This window comes from Collinsella intestinalis (assembly GCF_902501455.1).
Taxonomy (GTDB): Bacteria; Actinomycetota; Coriobacteriia; order Coriobacteriales; family Coriobacteriaceae; genus Collinsella; species Collinsella intestinalis.
This window is the reverse complement of sequence record NZ_CABWIC010000030.1, coordinates 184,397-203,839: the sequence shown is the minus strand read 5'-3', so window position 1 is coordinate 203,839 and position 19,443 is coordinate 184,397. Positions and strand designations below refer to the sequence as shown.

Here is a 19,443-nt window from a genome sequence, read left to right as displayed (position 1 = left end):
GTTCGGGGCCCTTCGGCCCCTCTTCGTCCCGCGCCGAGGGCGTCCTTGCGGGCGCTCCCGGCGCGGGACGGCTCGTCTGCTCACACGAGCCGTGAACGACGCGGGCCGGCGATGGCGCCGCAGGGCGCATCGCCGGCCTGGCAAAACGTTAAACGTTAGAGCGAAGCGACGTAGTCGTTGAACGCATCCTCGGTCGCGGGGGGCTCGATCTCGCCGTTCTTGATCTTGTCGAACAGCTCGACGGCGGTGTCGTACACGCCGGGCTCCATGAGGTCGTGGTGGGTGGAAACGGCCACGGCGCCGTCCTTGGCGGAGAGCTCGATGTTCTTGCCGCCGACCTTCTCACCGTTGGAAGCCATGGTGGAGACCTCGATGACGGCCTTGTCGACGTTCTTCATGACGGAGGTCAGCATGTTCTCGGGGGCGAGATCGTACTGGTCCTTGTCGACGCCGATGACCATCTTGTCGGCATCCTGGGCGGCCTCGATGACGCCGTTGCCGGCGTTGCCGGCGCAGGCGAACACGATGTCACAGCCGTCGGAGTACATCTTCTGACCAGCGGCCTTGCCCTTGGCGGCGTCGGTGAAGGTCTCGATGTACTGGGAGACGACCTCGACGTTGGTGCCCTCGGTGGCGTTGGCGTAGGCGACGCCGGCCTGGTAGCCCCAGTCGAAGGTCTCGAGGACGTCGGACTTCATGCCGCCGATGAAGCCGACCTTACCGGTCTGGGTGGTCATGGCGGCGATATAGCCGGCCACGAAGGAGGGTTCCTGCGTCTTGAAGGTCACGCCAGTGAGGTTATCGAGCAGGTCGGCCTCGGGGTAGGCGCTGTCGATGATGGCGAAGTGCACGTCAGGGTTGGTCTTGGCGGTGTTCTGGATCGCCTCGGCCATGGCGAAGCCGATGCCCCACACGGTCTGGGCGCCGTCGTCGACGGCCTTGTCCAGGTTGGTGGCGTAGTCGGACTCCTGCTTGGACTCGGTGTAGCCGACCTCGATGCCGGTGTCCTTGTTGAGCTGCTGCAGGCCCTCCCAGGCGAGCTGGTTGAAGGACTGGTCGTTCACGCCACCCATATCGGTGACCATCTGGACCTTGTAGTCGGCAGAGGCGTCGGCGGGAGCGGAGCCCGCGGGCTTGGCCTCGTCGCCACCGCCGCAGCCTGCGACGGAAAGGGCGAGGACGCCGGCAAGGGCGAGACCCATGAGACGATTCTTCTTCATGTTCTTCCTTTCTTGCGTACTGTTGTCGTTTGCAAAATGGGCGCATAGCTGCGCCGTATCTTCTACCGTGCCTGAGCAAGGGCATGGCGAAAGACCATGGGGGATGCGGGGCGACGGCGCTCGATGCGCCGCGCGCTCCGGACCGAAAGGCGTCCGCCCGGCCTTCGCGATGCGCGAGACCGGGCGGGCGAGGGGATTTATGCGGGCAGGGCGAGGGAGAGGGCGATCTCCATCATCTGGGTGAAGCTCGTCTGACGCTCGTCGGCCGGGAGGGACTCTCCGGTGAGGGGCAGGTCGGAGACGGTGAGCAGGCACAGGGCCTTCTTGCCCAGGCGGGCGGCGTTCATGTAGAGCGCGGCGGCCTCCATCTCGACGGCGAGGACGCCCATTTTCTGCCAGGTGGCGGTGGAGGAGGGGTCGTCGAGGTAGAAATGGTCGGAAGACAGGATGTTGCCGACCTTGACATCGACACCCTGCGCGCGGCCCGCGGCAACGGCGCGCTCGAGCAGCTCATAGCTTGCGATGGGGGCGTAGGAGCCGGGGAGGTTGTACTGGGCGGCGTAGTTGGAGTCGGTGCAGGCGCCCATGCCGGCCACGACGTCGCGGACCTTGATGGACGGGTCGATGCCGCCGGCGGAACCCACGCGGATGATGGATTCCACGCCGTAGAACTCGTAGAGTTCGTGGGAGTAGATGCCGATCGAGGGCATTCCCATGCCACCGCCCATAACCGAGACGGGCTGGCCCTGGTACGTGCCGGTGAAGCCGAGCATGTTGCGCACCTCGTTGAAGGTGCGGACATCCTCGAGGTAATGGTCCGCGATGTATTTGGCGCGGAGCGGGTCTCCGGGCATCAGGACCGTTTTGGCGATATCGCCGTAATGAGCCCCGTTGTGGGGCGTAGGGGTGCTTTCCATAATGGGACGAGGCCTCCTTGCGTCGTAGATACAACAGGGTACACTTTCTCACCTACGCGTGAGGTTGGCTATCGGAATTCGGTGGGAGGATGCTGCGCCCAGCGAGCGGCTGCCCAGGTCAGAGGGTTTATCCTGCTAAAGCGAATCACCAGCCGCGCCAAATCACCTCAAGGAAAAAACACTCACATAAATGAATGAGAAAAAGTCCCATTTGCGATACCCTTTGGGACCTGTGCATATGGTATCCTTGCAAACGTGAATAAATCTTCGGCCAACGGTCTCTTTTTTCACATGGGCGCGAGCGTTTTTTCGGCGAGTGGCACGTGCGAATGTCCGGGGATTGTTGCCGGGGATGTCAAATTTGGGGCGGGGACGCCCCGCGAGCACGACGAGGAGCGTGGTCACGCAATGCAGGAGGCATGGGAAGGCTTCGAGGGCGGCAATTGGCTCAACGAGATTGACGTCCGCGACTTCATCCAGAAGAACTACACCCCGTACGAGGGCGACGAGTCGTTCCTGGTGGGTCCCACCGAGCGTACCGTCAAGCTGTGGGATGACGTCATGTCGCTGCTTCTCAAGGAGCGCGAGCAGGGCGGCGTCCTGGACATGGACACCAAGGTCGTGACGGGCATTCTGTCCCACAAGGCCGGCTACATCGACGCCGAGCACCCTGAGCGCGAGACCATCGTCGGCCTGCAGACCGACGCCCCGCTCAAGCGCGCCCTGCACGTCAACGGCGGCATCCGCATCGCCTGCCAGGCCGCTGCCCAGCACGGCTACGAGGTCGATCCCGAGATCGTCGACTTCTACACCAACAAGCGCAAGACGCACAACGCCGGCGTGTTCGACGCCTACACCCCTGAGATGCGCGCCTGCCGCTCCGCTCACATCATCACCGGTCTGCCCGACGGCTACGGCCGCGGCCGCATCATCGGCGACTACCGCCGCGTCGCCCTCTACGGCGTCGACGCCCTGATCGCCGACAAGGAGGCCCAGAAGGCTTCCACGCCCTCCGTCATGACCGAGGAGACCATCCGCGATCGCGAGGAGCTGTCCGAGCAGATCCGCTCCCTCAAGCAGCTCGTCGAGCTCGGCAAGCTGTACGGCTTCGACATCGCCCGTCCGGCCGCCAACACCCAGGAGGCCATCCAGTGGATGTACCTCGCCTACCTGGCTTCCGTGAAGGACCAGAACGGCGCTGCCATGTCCATCGGCCGCACCTCCACCTTCATCGACATCTACGCTGAGCGCGACCTCAAGAACGGCACCTTCACCGAGGAGCAGATCCAGGAGTTCGTCGACCACTTCATCATGAAGCTGCGTATGGTCAAGTTCGCCCGTACCCCCGAGTACCAGAACCTGTTCTCCGGCGACCCGCAGTGGGTCACCGAGTCCATCGGCGGCATGGGTGTCGACGGCCGTACCCTCGTCACCAAGATGAGCTACCGCTACCTCCACACCCTGGAGAACATGGGCACCTCCCCGGAGCCGAACCTGACCGTCCTGTGGTCCACTCACCTGCCCCAGGCCTTCAAGGAGTTCTGCGCTAAGACCTCCATCGCGTCCTCTTCCATCCAGTATGAGAACGACGACGTCATGCGCGTCTACCACGGCGACGACTACGCCATCGCCTGCTGCGTGTCCTCCATGCGCATCGGCAAGGAGATGCAGTTCTTCGGCGCCCGCGCCAACCTCGCCAAGTGCCTCCTGTACGCACTCAACGGCGGTGTCGACGAGGTCTCCAAGAAGCAGGTCGGCCCGAAGTTCCGTCCGGTCGAGGGCGACACCCTTGATTTCGACGACGTCATGGCCAAGTACAACGACATGATGAAGTGGCTCGCCGGCGTGTACGTGAACACGCTGAACGTCATCCACTATATGCATGACAAGTACTGCTACGAGTCCATCCAGATGGCCCTGCACGACAAGGACGTCCACCGCTGGTTCGCCACCGGCATCGCCGGCCTGTCCGTCGTGGCCGACTCCCTGTCCGCCATCAAGTACGCCAAGGTTCACCCGGTCCGCGACGAGAATGGCGTCATCGTCGACTTCAACATCGAGGGCGACTTCCCCAAGTACGGCAACGACGACGACCGCGTCGACGTTCTCGCCCACGACATCGTGCACCAGTTCATGGAGTACATCCGCATGAACGACACGTACCGCAACTCGGTGCCCACCACTTCCGTCCTGACCATCACCTCCAACGTGGTGTACGGCCAGAAGACCGGTGCCACCCCCGACGGCCGCAAGGCCGGCGTGCCGTTCGCTCCTGGCGCCAACCCCATGCACCAGCGCGACACCCACGGTGCCATCGCCTCCCTGTCCTCCGTCTCGAAGCTTCCCTTCCGTGACGCTCAGGACGGCATCTCCAATACCTTCTCCATCATCCCGAGCGCGCTCGGCAAGGAGGACCAGGTTATGTTCGGCGATCTGGATCTCGGTGACGTCTCCTTCGAGAACCCGGTTGCCTGCTGCGACTGCACCGATTCCTCCGCTCCCGAGGGCTCCGAGGACCGCTAAGGCCATCGGACATTCGGTCCGTCTGTAATGTTTCCGCGCCGGTGGTAATTCTTATTCACCGGCGCGGTCAATGCTGATATAATTTCAGTAACAATTCCTATTTCGGCGCAAGAGGGCGCCGAAGATGAAAAGGAGTGCACCAATGAAGGTTGCTGACATCCCGCAGGCTCAGGCCGACAATCTCGTGAGCATGATCGACGCTTACGCCGAGAAGGGTGGCCACCACCTGAACGTCAACGTGTTCAACCGTGACACGCTGCTCGACGCCCAGGCTCACCCGGAGAAGTACCCCCAGCTCACCGTTCGCGTTTCCGGTTACGCTGTGAACTTCCACAACCTGACCAAGGCTCAGCAGGACGAGGTTATCTCCCGTACCTTCCACGATAGCTTCTAAGCGATCACCCACACGGGCACCGCTCAAGCGAGGGACGTCGGCATTGCCGGCGTCCCTTTTTGCATTGCTGGGCGGGTCTACAGGCTGAGAAGGGATGCGAGTCCGAGGAATAGGACAAGGAGGGCGAGGTTGATGGCGGTGAAACAGAGCAGGTAGCGCCCGGTTTGCGCGTCACGCGAACGTCCATAGACACGTAGCGTGATCAGGCTTGCGAGAGAGGCGACCGGTGTTCCCAGGCCTCCGATATTGGTGCCGACAAGCAGTCCGATGCCGTTGCTGCTAAACCCGGAGAGCATGATCGCGGCTGGGACGTTGCTGATGACTTGGCTGACCAGAGCCGAGACAAGGACCTCACGCCCGACGACGATGGATTGCAGGGTGCTGGCGATGACTTGAACGTGCCTGATGTTTCCCACAAAGATGAAGAAGCAGGCAAAGGTGATAAGAAGGCTGTAATCGAGGTGTTTGAGTACGCTGCGATCGAATATGAGGCAGCCAATCAGAGTGATGAGCACACAGAGCTCCCAGCTCACGACCCTTCCAACGCAGGCGAGTGCGAGGAGGAATAGGGAGCCGTAAGCGAGGGCGAGTCGTGTATCGACCTTGGAATCGGCGGCTTTGCCGAGCGTTGCCTTCGTATTGGGAATGAGCATACATGGGGCGATGGAGGCAAGGAACCCGATGATGCCGTAGGGTGCGATTGCGGTGAGGAATTCGCCGAGTTCGAGCTCGAACGCGGAGTAGAGGTAGATGTTCTGCGGGTTGCCGATGGGCGTCATCATCGAGCCGAGATTTGCCGCGACGGTTTGTGCGACGAGTGTGATGATCGTCGAGCGGGGTTCGGAGCCCTGGAAGAGCAACAGGGTGAGGGGTGCGAACGAGATGAGGGCGACATCGTTCGTGACGATCATGGCGGTGAAGAAAGAGAGCGTGACGAGCAGGAGCGAGAGGCGTCGCTGCGTGCCTTCGGTGCGGGTGAGAAGGGACCGCACACGCGCCAGCAGGCCGGCGCGTGTGAAGCCCGCCACGACGGTCATGAGGCAGAAGAGAAGGCCGATGGTGCGCCAGTCGATTGCCTCGGCGTATGCGGACCAGTTTTGAGGCGTAGGCGGGAACAGGCAAGCCGAGAGGAGCGCTGCGAGGGCGGCGAGGACGAGTACGGCTTCAGCTTGGATGAAGGAGCGAATTCGATCGATGAGGGGGAGTTGCATGCTGGTCCTCAGGTTCGGGCGACAGGTGAAAATGACCGAGATGAATGCGGCCAACGGGGTATTATAACTTGCGAAATAAAGCGTCTGCAGCCGTGTCTGCAGGTAAAGGGGGAGATGCGATTATGGCACGTGTTCAGCTAGATGAGGATAGGGACGTCGAGTCCAGATATGCGCTCGGGCGCATCCACTCCATCGAGAGCATGGGCACCGTGGACGGGCCGGGTGTGCGTTTCGTGGTGTTCACCCAGGGGTGCCCCATGCGCTGCGCGTATTGCCACAACCCGGACACGTGGACCGTGGGCGAGGGGGCCGGTACGTGCGTATCGGTCGAGCGCCTGTTGGGAGAATACGAGAGCAACAGGCCGTTTTACCGTACCGGCGGCCTGACCGTCACGGGCGGCGAGCCGTTGCTTCAGCCCGAGTTCGTGGGCGATCTGTTCGCGGCCGCCCATGCGGCGCCTGCGGGCCGTATCCACACATGTCTGGACAGCTGTGGATACGCGTATAACCCCAAGAAGCCAGAGCGTTTTGAGAAGCTTCTGAGCGAGACCGATATGGTCCTGCTCGACATCAAGCACAGCGACCCTGTGGGGCATAAGGCCCTGACCGGATGCGAGCCCGATCGCATCATCGCGTTCGGCGACGAACTCGCCAGGCGCAAGATCAAGGTCGTGATCCGCCACGTAGTGGTTCCCGGAATCACGGACACGGAAGAGGAGTGCGAGGCGCTCGGACGCCTCATCGCCCCATGGCACAACGTGGTGGGTCTCGAGATGCTGCCCTATCACACGATGGGCATCGTCAAATATGAGCAGCTTGGCTTGGAATATCCGCTCAAGGGTGTGCCCGCGATGGACAAGGGCCGCATGCCCGCCCTTCGCGAGGCGGTAATGCGCGGGTTGCGCGCAGGCCGTGCGGCGGAACACAACTGCCAGGGTTAAGCAAAAGCGGCGGGAAGGCTCCCGCCGCTTTTTGTTGCGCTGTATGGGCGTGATCGGGGCTAATGTCACAGATATTCGATCTGAGCGCCTTGCGTGTCGCAGGTGAGAATGTGCGTCTCGCAGGTAGGGAAGGCCTCGCGGAGCCGGACCTGCAGGAATTTGGCGACGATAGTGTCGTCGGTCACCGCCATGAGGGTCGAGCCCGAGCCGGAGATCCACAGCGTTCCGGCGCCGCCTTCCAGGCAGGTTGCGCGGATGCCGTCGTAATCGGGGATGAGCGCGCGACGGAAGGGCTCCTGTAGGCGGTCGTCGTTTGCGGCCGCGATGAGCGCAAGGTCGCCCGTCTCCAGGCCGCGCGTCATGCCGGCGATGCGGCCCATCTGCCATACGGCGTCTGCGAGTGCGACCTGCTGCGGTACGACCTTCCGCGCCTCGCTCGTGTGGACCTCGTAGGGCGGGATGACGGTGATGAAGCGGAGGCGATCGCTGACCTCGTAGCGCAGGCAGCGGGGAAGTCCGCCTTCGGGCGTGAACGAGCATACGGCCCCGCCGAGGATGGCGGGGGCGACGTTGTCGGGATGTCCTTCGACGGCGGTTGCGATGCGCACGAGTTCGGCGCGGTCGACGGTGTGACCGGTCAGCGCGGCGGCCGCCATGATGCCCGCGACGACGCAGGTCGAGCTCGAGCCCAGGCCGCGGGCGACGGGCACCTCCGTCTGGATGTCGATTTTCACGGGGAAGGGCTCCTCGCCCCACTCGCGCAAAGCGTCAATGAGCGATGCGTATACGAGGTTGTTCTCATTTTGGAACTCCTCGGGGCATCCGGTGATCTGCAGTTCATCGGCGCGCTCAAACGTGAAATGCGAGTAGAGCGAAACCGCCATTCCGAGCGTGTCGTATCCGATGCCAAGGTTCGCGCTGGTGGCGGGTACGGTGATCTTGATCATTTGAGACCCCCGGCCGCCTGCTCCACAAAGGACGCCATGCCGTCGATGTCCACGACGTCGGCGTGCAGCACGGGCTTGTCCTGCAGCTCTGCGAGCTGAGCGGGCGCGCAGGTGCCCGTTGCCTTCTCCAGGACCTGCATGCAGGCAAAGTCGTCGGGCGGGCAGAACAGGCCGAGCGCGCTGGCGACCGCACGCGGGAACTTGTACGGGTTCGCGGTGGAAAGCAGGATGCGGGCCTTGGAACCGGGGACGGCGGGCATGTGGCTCAGCACGTGGTAGCCGCAGGCGGTGTGCGGGTCGATCAGATAACCGTTTTCATCCCAACAGGCCTTGATGGCGCGGGCAACCTCATCCTCATCGGCCCAACCGCAGGCGAACACCTCCTGGATCTTGGAGAGCAGCTCGTTGGGAAGGGTGTAGGAGCCCTCATCTGCCAGCTGGCCCATGAGTCGGGAGACGAGCTCGACGTCGCCGTCGGACAGGTAATAGAGCATGCGCTCGAGGTTTGAGGAAACGAGGATGTCCATGGACGGCGAGGTTGTGGTGAAGAAGGGGCGCTTGCGGTCGTACGTACCCGTGGTGAGAAAGTCGAACAGCACGTTGTTCGCGTCGCTCGCCACGATGAGACGTGCCACGGGAAGACCGAGGCGCTTGGCGTAATAGCCGGCGAGGATGTCGCCAAAGTTGCCGGTCGGCACGCAGAACTCGACCTCGTCGCCGCATGAGATATCGCCGGAGCGAAGGAGCTGCGCGTATGCGGCGAAGTAGTACACGACCTGGGGCACGAGGCGGCCGACGTTGATGGAATTGGCGCTGGAGAGCATGACGCCCTGGGTGGCGAGGCGCTCGGCGAGCTCGCGATCGGCGAAGATCTGCTTGACGGCGGTTTGCGCATCGTCGAAGTTGCCGCGCACGCCGCAGACGGCCACGTTGGCGCCTTCTTGGGTGCTCATCTGCAGCTCTTGCACGCGGCTGACCTTGCCTTCGGGATAGAAGACGGAGATGCCGACGCCCGGGGCATCGGCGAATCCGGCGAGAGCCGCCTTGCCGGTGTCGCCGGAGGTGGCGGTCACGATCATGATCTTCTCGTCTCCGGTGCCGTCGTTCGAGCCCGTGCGGGCCATGAGGCGGGGCAGCATCTGGAGGGCGACGTCTTTGAAGGCACTCGTGGGGCCGTGCCACAGCTCGAGCACGTGCGTGGGCACGCCGTCGGCGTTGGCCGGCGCGAGGCGCCTCACGGGCGTGATTTCGGCATCGGCGAAAGTCTCCTCATATGCCTCGGAGACGCACGCCGCGATCTCTTCGGGGGCGTAGTCGGTTAGCAGTGCTGCGAGCACCTCGCGCGCCAGGTTGAGATAGCCCATCTCCGAGAGGCCGGCGAGCGGGATCTGCGTGCAGCCGAGCTCATCGCTCACATATAGACCGCCGTCGGGTGCGATTCCCCGACGGATGGCTTCTTTTGAGGTGAGCGGCGCCTCGTGGGAACGGGTGCTGTGGTATGTCGCCATGCTTGGGTCTCCTCGCTGCCGATGTCGTCGTGCGTTCTGCCATGGTAGCAGAGCGCGTTGCTACACCATGATAAAGCACTGCAGCTCCATCGCTTTCCAGCGGGGCTTCACACGTCGTTTCGCAATTGGAAACATAGGTAGCGATTCTTGGGAAAGAGCCGGATGGGGGAGCGGTCGGGCACTTGCTCATGGTAAAGTGGCTGCCTACGTGACCATGCGCCCATCTCGACGTGCGCCAGGGGAAAGGCATTTGCTCCATATGATCAAGATCACTAAGTTCGGCGGCTCCTCTGTCGCCGACGCCGAGCATTTCAAAAAGATCAAGGGGATCATCGACGCCGATCCCGCGCGCCGCTTCGTGGTGGTAAGTGCGTGCGGTCGTCGTCATAAGGCCGACACGAAGGTCACCGACCTGCTGTATCTCGTCGATGCGCATGTGAACTACCATGTGTCCTGTGAGGACCTGCTCGCCGACATCGGGCAACGCTATTTCGATATCGCCGATGAGCTGGGGCTCTCCTATCCCATCCGCGAAGAGTTTGCCGCCTTTGCCGAGCGCGCCCGTTCCGGTGGCTACACCACCGAGGAGCTGGTGAGCCGCGGCGAGTACTTCACCGCCCGCCTCATGGCCGAGTACCTGGGGCTGCCGTTCATCGACGCTGCGGACATGGTGGCCTTCCACCACGACGGCACGCTGTCGATGTCGCGCACGGCCAAGCTCGTCAAGCAGAACGCCCGCGAGGGCGGGTTCGTGATGCCGGGCTTTTACGGCGCCACCAAGGAGGGCAAGGTCAAGCTGCTCGACCGCGGCGGCGGCGACATCTCCGGCTCGATTCTCGCCCAGTGCCTCGAGGCTGATCTGTACGAGAACTGGACGGACGTCTCGGGCTTCCTCTCCGCCGATCCGCGCATCGTTCCGGGCGCCCAGCCCATCCCGCGCATCACTTACGAGGAGCTGCGCGAGCTGTCTTACATGGGCGCGAGCGTCCTGCACGAGGAGGCGGTCTTCCCCGTCCGCGATGCCGGCATTCCGCTCGTCATCAAGAACACGAACGCCCCCGAGGACCCGGGCACGATCATCTCCGAAACCGCCAAGGAAGGCGATACCGAGCCGATCATCACCGGTATCGCCGGCAAGCGCGACTTCCTGGCCATCAACGTCTCGCGCGATCGCACCAAGAGCCGCATCGGCTTCATGCGTCGCGCCCTGTCTGTGTTCGAGCGCTATGGCGTGTCCGTCGAGCATATGCCCACGGGCGTGGACCAGTTCGCCGCCGTCGTGCAGGCCGCCGACGTCAAGGATTCGCTGTACTCGCTCATATCCGACATCCAAGAGGAGGTCGAGCCGCTCGAGATCGAGGTCGTGGAGGACCTGGCGCTCATCGCCACGGTCGGCCGTAACCTGAGCGGCCGCGCGGGCATTTCGGGCCATCTGTTCGGCAAACTCGGCGAGGCCGGCGTGAGCGTCCGCATGATCACGCAGGGCTGCGACGAGATCAACATCATCATCGGCGTGGAGGAGCGCGATTTCGACCTCGCGATCAAAACCATCTATGAGGCGTTTTCCGACGAGGACGGTATCGTGAAGACCGCCGAGTTGGAGCCTGCGCCGCGCGCGTTCTAGGCGCGAGACAAAGGTTGCCGGAAGCATGCATGCCCAATGCGAACTGTGAGGAGTGGAGCAAGATGAAGAAGTACGTCGTCGCTATCGTAGGGGCCACGGGGGCCGTCGGCACGCAAATGCTCACGTGCCTGGAGGAACAGCAGTTCCCGGTTGGCGCGCTCAAGCTCTTGGCGAGTCCGCGCTCGGCCGGCAAGGTCGTGTCGACCCCGTGGGGCGAGGTCACGATCGAGGCGGCCGCGCCCGAGGCGTTCGACGGCGTGGATATCGTGCTGGGTGCCGCCGAGGACGACGTGGCGAAGGCCCTGTACCCCGAGGCCGTGCGCCGCGGTGCCGTGGTGGTGGACAACTCGCACGCTTTTCGCCTGGACGAGGACGTGCCGCTGGTCATCCCGGAGATCAACGCGGCCGATGCCCTCACGCACAAGGGCATCATCGCCAATCCCAACTGCGCCACCATCATCGGCCTGGTGCCGACTTGGCCGCTTCACCAGCTGGCCGGCGTGAAGCGCATGATCGTATCCACCTATCAGGCCGCGTCCGGTGCAGGCGTGCCCGGCATGCGCGAGCTCGAAGAGCAGATCGGCTGCATGGGCCGCGGCGAGGAGATCCCCGCCCCCGCTGCGTTTGCGGCGCAGTTGGCGAGCAACCTCATCCCGCAGATCGGTGGGGAGAAGTATCAGGGCTTCACCTCCGAGGAGATGAAGATGCAAAACGAGGGCCGCAAGATCATGCACCTGCCCGATCTCCGCGTGAACTGCACGTGCGTGCGCGTTCCCGTCTTGCGCTCTCATTCCGAGAGCGTCACGCTCGAATTCGAACGTGACATCACGCTTGAGCAGGCGCGCGAGGCTCTCGCGTCCGCTCCCGGTGTGAAGCTCGTGGACGACCTGGCCGCCGAGTCCGCGCACGACCGCTGGCCCATGCCGCTGGATACCACCGACCAGGACCTCATCTGGGTCGGCCGCGTGCGCCGCGACATCTCCAACCCTGACGCCCTGCGCGGCATCACCTTCTGGTGCTGTGGCGACCAGATCCGCAAGGGCGCTGCCACCAATGCCGTCCAGATCGCCAAGCTCCTGTGCGAATAGGGACATGCGTCGCCGTAGGATACGGATGTTTTGCGCGGTCTTGACGGCCCTGTACCATTCGGTCGGAAATACTCGGCCGGTGGTCGGTAATTAATCTACATATCAAGTTTCAGTGTGTACAATCTGATGTCACGCACAGAACGGGGAAGGCGCCGGCGACGAGAGATGCGACCGGCGCCTTCGCCATATGTAATATCGATTAGATTGGTCGTGATCTTGTGGGTAAGTACGTCATCGTGGTCGAGTCCGGTGCGGACGTCTCGCCGGAGCAATGCGAGCGCTACGGTATCGTGATCGTCCCGATGCACGTGACGATCGGCAGCGAGACGATGGACGACGGCTCCATCGACCCGCTCGAGATCTACTCTCGCTGCAACGAGCTCGCCGAGATGCCCAAGACGAGCGGCTGCACTCCCGGCGACTTTGAGAAGGTCTTCGACCGCATTCACGCCGAACAGCCCGATGCGACCATCCTCCACCTCGCGTATTCCGAGGCGACCACCTGCTCGCACCAGTCTTCCAAGATCGCCGCCCAGGGCCGCGACTACGTCTACTCCATGGACACGCGTTTCGTCTCCGTGGGCCAGGGACTCGTGGCCGTCGAGACCGCCAAGTACATCGAGGCCCATCCCGATGCCACGGTCGAGGAGATCTTCTCCTACGCCGAGAGCGTGATGGATCGCATCCTGCTCGGCTTTGTCCCCACCGACCTCGGCTTCCTCAAGGCCGGCGGTCGACTCTCCAACGTCGCGTTCCTCGGCGCGCACCTGCTCAAGATCAAACCCTGCATCGAGGTGCTCGGCGGTAAGTTCCTCGCCACCAAGAAGTTCCGCGGTTCCATGCTCAAGTGCGCGCATTCCTTCATCGATCACATGATCGAGAAGGGCGATATCGACTACTCCCACATCGGTCTCGCCTACTCTGTGGGACTGTCCGACGAGCTCCGCACGGAGATGGAGGCGTACGCCCACGAACTGGGATTTAAGGAGATTACCTGGACCAAGGTCGGAGGCGTGATCTCCAGCCACTGCGGCCCCACTGCTTTCGGCGCCGTGCTCATCCAAAAGCCCAAGGCGTAAAGCGCACTCGATAGCATCAGAGGTCGTGTCGCCACCTCAATTTAGGGACAGTCCCTAAATTGAGGTGGCGACGGGCTTTGCCGGCCGAATTGATGCGGTGTTTGCCTTCCTCTTCTTCCGGTGGCGCTATGAGTGGGTGTGGGACGTTGCGGTAGCCACTTGATTCGCATTGTGCAAACAAAAACGCGGAGCTATGTTAATCACGAAGTCTTTCTTATGCTAATTACTAAGTCAGAGCTATGTTAATCATGAAGTCAGTCTTATGATAATCACGAAGTGCGAATGAAACCTATAGGCTATCTCCGTGTGATTCAGTCTCGTAAAAAGCAAGGGGCCGCTCATGATCTTGCGCGACATGAAGACGAAGCTGCTGCAATTGGCAACGAAGTTCCCCGTCGTTTCGGTCACAGGGCCACGCCAGAGTGGGAAGTCAACGCTCATCAAAAACGCGTTCCCCACGTACGCGTATCTGTCGTTTGAAGACCCCTCGACGCGCGAGTTGTTCCAGGCCGACCCGACGAGCTTCCTCAAGCGCTATTCCCACAACGTGATTTTCGATGAGGCACAGCGCGTGCCCGAGTTGTTTTCGTATTTGCAGGGGATAGTCGATGGGCGTGACGAACCCGGCTCGTTCATCATCTCCGGTTCGCAGAACTTCCTGCTGTCGAAAAGTGTTTCGCAGTCACTTGCGGGGCGCGTTGGAATCTTGCGCCTGCTGCCGCTTTCCTATGGTGAAATCGCTCGCGGCGCACAGCGCCCGGAGAGTGCCTGGAGCTGGGCGTATCGTGGGGGCTACCCGCGCGTCATCGCATCGGATATCGATCCGCTCGATTTCTACCCCGCGTATATCGAGACGTATCTGGAACGTGATGTCCGTCAGGAGCTCGGCGTGGCGAAGATCGAGGAATTCTCGCGCTTCATACAGCTTTGTGCGCTGAGATCCGGAGAGCTCCTCAATGTTTCGAGCCTGGCGAGCGATTGCGGCATCTCGCCCGCGACTGCCAATAATTGGATTTCGATTCTGTCATCGAGCTATGTGATTCACCTGCTTAGGCCCTATGCGACCAATCGGGGAAAGAGGCTCGTGAAAACGCCCAAGCTCTATTTTTACGACAGCGGGCTGCTGTGCAACCTTCTTGGAATAGAAGATGCCGATGAGCTTGCGATGCACCCCCAGAGAGGGGCCGTGTTCGAGGCTGCGGTCGTGTCGGAGCTCATGAAGGAGTATCTCAATCGCGGGAGGACGCCGCATCTTTCTTTCTGGCGCGATACCAATAAAAACGAAATCGACGTCATCGTCGAAAAGGGGCCCGTTCCCTTCGCCGCAATAGAGGTCAAATCTTCCGCGACGTTTCGTGCCAAATACTTCGATGTGATCGAGCGCATCGCTCCGCGCGAGCTTGGGCTCAAGGCGGACAGCTGCTCTGTGGTGTATGCAGGGGAAGACGAGCTATCGAGTCCCCGCGGCCGTCTTGTGCCGTATACGGACATCCCGAGCATCCTGGGCTTTGGGGGACAGAGCCATCTTGCAGCACCTCAATTTAGGGACAGTCCCTAAATTGAGGTGGCGACGGGCTTTCGACGGGGTTGGCACTCGCCCGTGTTTGACACCCCCTCTCGTGGGTAGAACATACGAATATGACTGTATGAGGTAATGGGAGCGCGGCCATGGCGTATATCGAGTTCAAAGACGTCACGAGGGTCTACGGATCCGATGGGTCAGAGGTGCACGCCCTCGATGGGGCGTCGTTCGAGGTCGAACGCGGTGAGCTCGCTGTGATTCTCGGCGCCTCTGGAGCCGGCAAGACCACGGCCCTCAACATCTTGGGCGGCATGGACGGCGCCACGAGCGGGCGCGTCGTCGTGGATGGGCGCGATGTGAGCTCGGCCTCCGAGGACGATCTCGTGGAATATCGCCGCGCCGACGTGGGCTTCGTGTTCCAGTTCTACAACCTGGTGCCAAATCTCACGGCGCTCGAGAACGTCGAGCTCGCCTCGCAGATTTGCCCCGATTCGCTGGATGCCGTCGAATGTCTGCGCAAGGTCGGCCTGGGGGAGCGCATGGCGAACTTCCCCGCCCAGCTCTCCGGCGGCGAGCAGCAGCGCGTATCCATCGCGCGTGCCATCGCCAAGAATCCCAAGCTCCTGTTGTGCGACGAGCCCACCGGCGCGCTCGACTACCAAACGGGTAAGCAGGTGCTTCAACTGTTGCAGGACACCTGCCGTCGCGACGGCATCACCGTGCTCATCATCACGCACAACTCCGCGCTTGCTCCCATGGCCGACCGCCTGATCCGCTTCAAGAGCGGGCGCGTGACGGACATGCAGGTCAACGAGCACCCTGTGCCCATCGCCGACATCGAGTGGTAGGCGGGCGCATCATGAGGGGGAAGAAGGCCTGCGTCCGGCCCAGCGCATTCGCGACCGATATCGAACGTACCATCACGGGCAACCTCAAGCGGTTCATCTCGCTGTTCGTGATCACCGCGCTCGGCGCCACCATGCTGGTGGGCCTCAAGGCGGCCTGCGACGACCTGCGCTTCACCGCCGATGATTACTACGACGTTCAGCGCCTGTTCGACATATCGGTCAAATCGACGCTCGGCCTGGACGAAGCCGACATCTCCGCGCTCGGCGAGGTGGACGGCGTCGAAGTCGCGGAGGGCGGTTACACCGAGTCCGCTTACACCCAGGTAGACGGTTTGAGCGAGAAGGTCGATCTCAAAGCGCTCTCCGCGGCCGGCCTCAACGAGCCCCGTGTGATAGAGGGCCGCCTTCCGCGCGACGTGCATGAGGTGGCCGTCACGCAGAAGTACCTGGATGCGAGCGGCAAGAAGATCGGCGACACCGTGACCTTCGAGAGCGCCGAGGATAAGCACGGCGGCACGGCCGAAGAGGGCTCCGATGCCGCCGGATCATCCGATACACCGGCGATTTTCGAGCGCGGCCGTTACACCATCACCGCATCCGTGTTCGATCCCATGGATGTGAACGCCGGCAGCAAGACCATGAGCTTCCGTAGCACCGGCGGTCCGCAGTACGCGTTCTTCCTCACGCCCGCCGCCGTGGTGGACCGCGATACGTTTACCGTCGCCTACCTTCGTGTTGCCGGCGCCTCCGAGCTCATGTCCTACTCGAATGAATACAAGGAGCTCATCGATGGCGTCAAGGGACGCGTCGAGCAGATTCGCGAGCGTCGCGAGGCGGAGCGCACGAGCGATGTGAAGGACGATGCCCTCGCGCAGATCGACGAGCGCCGCAGCGAGGCCGACGAGGCGCTCGACGCAGCCGCCGGCGAGCTTGCGAGCGCACAAACCAAGATCGATGCCGCCCGCGCTCAGATCGCGAGCGGCAAGCTCGAGCTCGACGCCAAACGTGCCGATGCCTCCCGTCAGCTCGATGCCGCCCAGTCCAAGCTTGATGCCGGTTTGGCCCTCATCGCGCGCGAACAGGGCAAGCTCGACTCGGCCCGTTCGGAGCTCACCGACGCGCTCGCCGGCATCGCCAAGGCGGAGGCCGCGGTCGACGTGATCCAGCCGCTGCTCGGCGATCGCTGGCCCGCTGATTTGTGGGCACGCCTGCAAAAGGGTGATGCAGCGGCTGTCGATCCGTTTGTCTCCTCCGTGGTTCCGCTGGTGCGTGAGGCCCGCGGTGAGCTCGATCAGGCGCGCACCCTTGTGGCAGAGATAAAAGGGCTCGTTTCCGGGTTGCCCACCGCCTCCCCCGAGGACAAGGCTCAGATTGCGCTCATGCTCGAGCGTCTGGATGCGCTGACCGGTGGCAGGTACGCCGCCGCCATCGACGCCGTTCGCGCCATTGTGAGCCTGTATCCGGAGGATGCCGGCCAGATCCAACAGGCCGTTTCCAAACTCTCCTCGATCGAGAAGATGCTGGGCTCCACCGCTTCGTCGCTCGATGCCATGCTCGCCGATGACGGTGCGCAGATTCGCGCCCTTGCCGAGGGCATGGCGCGCAAGAGCGAGGTGCAGGCGGGGCTTGAGCAGGTCGCGGCGGGCCAACGTCGCCTGGATGCCGAACGCTCCCGTGCCGAGCGCGGCCTAGGTCAGCTCGACGCCGCCCGTGAGCAGATGAAATCTCAGATTGCCGAGGCCGAGGCCCAGCTCATCGCCGGCGAGGGCGAGGCAGCCTCCGGCCAGTCCGAGCTCAACGCCGGTAAGGCGGAGCTCGAAGCCAACCGCGCCGATGTCAACGCGCGGTTTGCCCAGGCTCGGGCCGATGTCGACGGCATCGAGCGCGCGAAGTGGTACATCCAAGATCGCGGGGCACTGCCGAGTTACGCGAGCATCGAAAGCGATGCGAGCTCGATCGAGTCCATCGCCACGGTGTTCCCGCTCATCTTCTTCACGGTCGCCGTGCTCATCAGTCTCACCACGGTCACGCGTATGGTCGAGGAGGATCGCGGCCTCATCGGCGTGTACAAGGCGCTGGGTTACCGCCGTGGCCGCATCTTGTCCAAGTACCTCATCTACTCGTTCGCCGCCTGCCTGGCGGGCGGTATCGCCGGTGACGCGCTCGGATTCATCGCCCTTCCAGCGGTGATCTTCACCATATTCAAGACCATGTACGCATTGCCCCCGTTCCAGTTGCACTTCAACATGTTCACGGCGGTGCTCGGCATCGCCCTATTCGCGCTCGGTATCGTGGGCGCCACGTTTCTGGCCTGTCGTCATGCGCTCAAGGAGACGCCTGCCTCGCTTATGCGCCCCAAGGCCCCGCGTGCGGGCAAGCGCATCTTGCTGGAGCGCATCACCCCGGTGTGGCGCCGGCTGTCCTTCCTCAACAAGGTGAGTGCCCGCAACTTGTTCCGCTACAAGAAGCGCTTCTTCATGACGGTGTTCGGTATCGCGGGCTGCACCGCCCTCATGATCTGCGGCCTGGGTATTCGCGATACCGTGATCTCGCTCAAACCGCGTCAGTACGGGCCAGCCGGTGTGGTTCGCTACGACCTGCTGGCCGTTACCACCGACGAGGATTTCGCACAAGGTGAGCGCGAGTTGCGCGAGACGGGCATGGTCGACACCATGCTCGAGGCGCGCGTCGACAGCGTGACCGCTGAATTCGGGGGAGCGAGGGAGAGCGTTCAGCTCGTCGTTGTTCCCGACAACGCCGATTTGTCCGCGTACATGAAGACCGAGGATGGCTCGAACACGACCTTCCTCGCCCCCGCGATGGGCGGAGGGGAGCTTTCGCTGCCAAGCGACGGCAACGGCGTCCTCGTGACCAAGAACGCCGAGCAGGTGCTCGGCTTCTCGCTCGGCGACGAGCTCCTCCTGCAAGACTCGACGCTGAGCCAGGGGTCGGTGCGCGTGGATGGCATTGCCGTGAGCTTCCTGGGCAACTTCGTGTTCATGACCGAGAGCGCTTATGCCGAGGCCTTCGGCGAGCCGTGCGTCCCGAATGCGCTGTTGGTCAACCTCACGGGCACAGATGAGCAGAAGATCGAACTGGCCGATCGCCTGACGGCGGGCGATACGTTCGTGAACGTGAACAGTTCGACGAAGGTCGCCAACGACTTCTCGGAGAGCTTCAAGATCATCGATGTGGTGGTGTATGTCGTGACCGTGATGGCAGCGGCGCTGGCCTTCGCCGTGGTGTTCACGCTGTCCAACACGAACATCTCCGAGCGAGAGCGCGAGCTTGCCACGATCAAGGTGCTCGGCTTCAGGCGTGGCGAGGTGCATCGCTATATCAACAAGGAGACGATCGTCCTCACGCTTATCGGCATCGTGGCTGGTTGGCCGCTCGGCTACGTGATCACGAGATTCCTCACGTATGTGCTGCGCATGCCGTCGCTGTTCTTCGACACGATTGTGGAGCCGCAGACGTACCTGTTCGCCTCGGTGATGTCGTTCGTCTTTACACTGATCATCAACCGGATGACCAACCGCAGTCTCGATCGCATCGACATGGTGGGTGCCCTTAAGAGCGCGGAGTAGGGCAAAGGCCGTCCGTCTGAGATAGACGCCGCGG

Annotated in this window: 14 protein-coding genes; 9 read left to right on the top strand and 5 right to left on the bottom strand. The window is 62.7% G+C overall.

Features of this window, described 5'->3' with window-relative positions; genetic code table 11:
• Positions 1-155 precede the first annotated feature (155 nt).
• Positions 156-1,220, bottom strand: coding sequence for a BMP family lipoprotein (locus AOBCEHNH_RS07925; protein ID WP_152063835.1), 1,065 nt, complete (start codon positions 1,218-1,220; stop codon positions 156-158).
• 197 nt (positions 1,221-1,417) lie between these two features.
• A complete protein-coding gene (deoD, locus tag AOBCEHNH_RS07920) occupies positions 1,418-2,137 on the bottom strand; it encodes a purine-nucleoside phosphorylase (protein WP_118272368.1) in 720 nt (239 codons plus the stop codon).
• Between the two features lie 408 nt (positions 2,138-2,545).
• Between deoD and pflB the strand changes: the two genes are divergently transcribed.
• The gene (gene pflB / locus AOBCEHNH_RS07915) at positions 2,546-4,660 is read left to right on the top strand and encodes a formate C-acetyltransferase (RefSeq protein WP_152063834.1); all 2,115 of its coding nucleotides are present in this window, start codon (positions 2,546-2,548) and stop codon (positions 4,658-4,660) included.
• A gap of 142 nt (positions 4,661-4,802) precedes the next feature.
• Complete coding sequence (gene grcA3, locus AOBCEHNH_RS07910; protein ID WP_006723751.1) at positions 4,803-5,054, top strand: autonomous glycyl radical cofactor GrcA3; 252 nt, start codon at positions 4,803-4,805, stop codon at positions 5,052-5,054.
• 77 nt (positions 5,055-5,131) lie between these two features.
• On the opposite strand, the gene AOBCEHNH_RS07905 is transcribed toward grcA3, so the two are convergent.
• Positions 5,132-6,265, bottom strand: a complete 1,134-nt coding sequence (locus AOBCEHNH_RS07905) for an SLC13 family permease (RefSeq protein WP_152063833.1) — start codon at positions 6,263-6,265, stop codon at positions 5,132-5,134.
• A 122-nt stretch (positions 6,266-6,387) separates the two neighbouring features.
• Here AOBCEHNH_RS07905 and pflA point away from each other — a divergent pair, with 122 nt between their 5' ends.
• A complete protein-coding gene (gene pflA, locus AOBCEHNH_RS07900) occupies positions 6,388-7,206 on the top strand; it encodes a pyruvate formate-lyase-activating protein (protein ID WP_118272365.1) in 819 nt (272 codons plus the stop codon).
• A gap of 65 nt (positions 7,207-7,271) precedes the next feature.
• Here the strand turns inward: pflA and thrB are convergent, their stop codons facing one another.
• Positions 7,272-8,153: a homoserine kinase gene (gene thrB, locus AOBCEHNH_RS07895; protein ID WP_152063832.1), complete on the bottom strand. Its 882-nt coding sequence runs from the start codon at positions 8,151-8,153 to the stop codon at positions 7,272-7,274.
• Positions 8,150-9,661: a threonine synthase gene (thrC, locus tag AOBCEHNH_RS07890; RefSeq protein WP_152063831.1), complete on the bottom strand. Its 1,512-nt coding sequence runs from the start codon at positions 9,659-9,661 to the stop codon at positions 8,150-8,152. Before thrC ends, thrB begins: the two co-directional genes overlap by 4 nt.
• A 259-nt stretch (positions 9,662-9,920) precedes the next feature.
• Here thrC and AOBCEHNH_RS07885 point away from each other — a divergent pair, with 259 nt between their 5' ends.
• The 6 genes from AOBCEHNH_RS07885 to AOBCEHNH_RS07860 all read left to right on the top strand — a co-directional run bounded on the left by AOBCEHNH_RS07885 (position 9,921) and on the right by AOBCEHNH_RS07860 (position 19,409).
• Positions 9,921-11,285, top strand: coding sequence for an aspartate kinase (locus AOBCEHNH_RS07885; RefSeq protein ID WP_006723743.1), 1,365 nt, complete (start codon positions 9,921-9,923; stop codon positions 11,283-11,285).
• A gap of 62 nt (positions 11,286-11,347) precedes the next feature.
• Entirely contained in the window at positions 11,348-12,373 is a 1,026-nt protein-coding gene (locus tag AOBCEHNH_RS07880; protein ID WP_152063830.1) for an aspartate-semialdehyde dehydrogenase, read from the top strand.
• A gap of 218 nt (positions 12,374-12,591) precedes the next feature.
• On the top strand, positions 12,592-13,452 hold the full coding sequence (locus tag AOBCEHNH_RS07875) for a DegV family protein (protein ID WP_152063829.1): 861 nt from the start codon (positions 12,592-12,594) through the stop codon (positions 13,450-13,452).
• Positions 13,453-13,792: 340 nt separating this feature from the next.
• Positions 13,793-15,010, top strand: a complete 1,218-nt coding sequence (locus AOBCEHNH_RS07870) for an ATP-binding protein (protein WP_152063828.1) — start codon at positions 13,793-13,795, stop codon at positions 15,008-15,010.
• A 110-nt stretch (positions 15,011-15,120) separates the two neighbouring features.
• Positions 15,121-15,822: an ABC transporter ATP-binding protein gene (locus AOBCEHNH_RS07865; protein WP_006723739.1), complete on the top strand. Its 702-nt coding sequence runs from the start codon at positions 15,121-15,123 to the stop codon at positions 15,820-15,822.
• An 11-nt stretch (positions 15,823-15,833) separates the two neighbouring features.
• Positions 15,834-19,409: an FtsX-like permease family protein gene (locus AOBCEHNH_RS07860; RefSeq protein WP_152063827.1), complete on the top strand. Its 3,576-nt coding sequence runs from the start codon at positions 15,834-15,836 to the stop codon at positions 19,407-19,409.
• Positions 19,410-19,443: the final 34 nt, after the last annotated feature.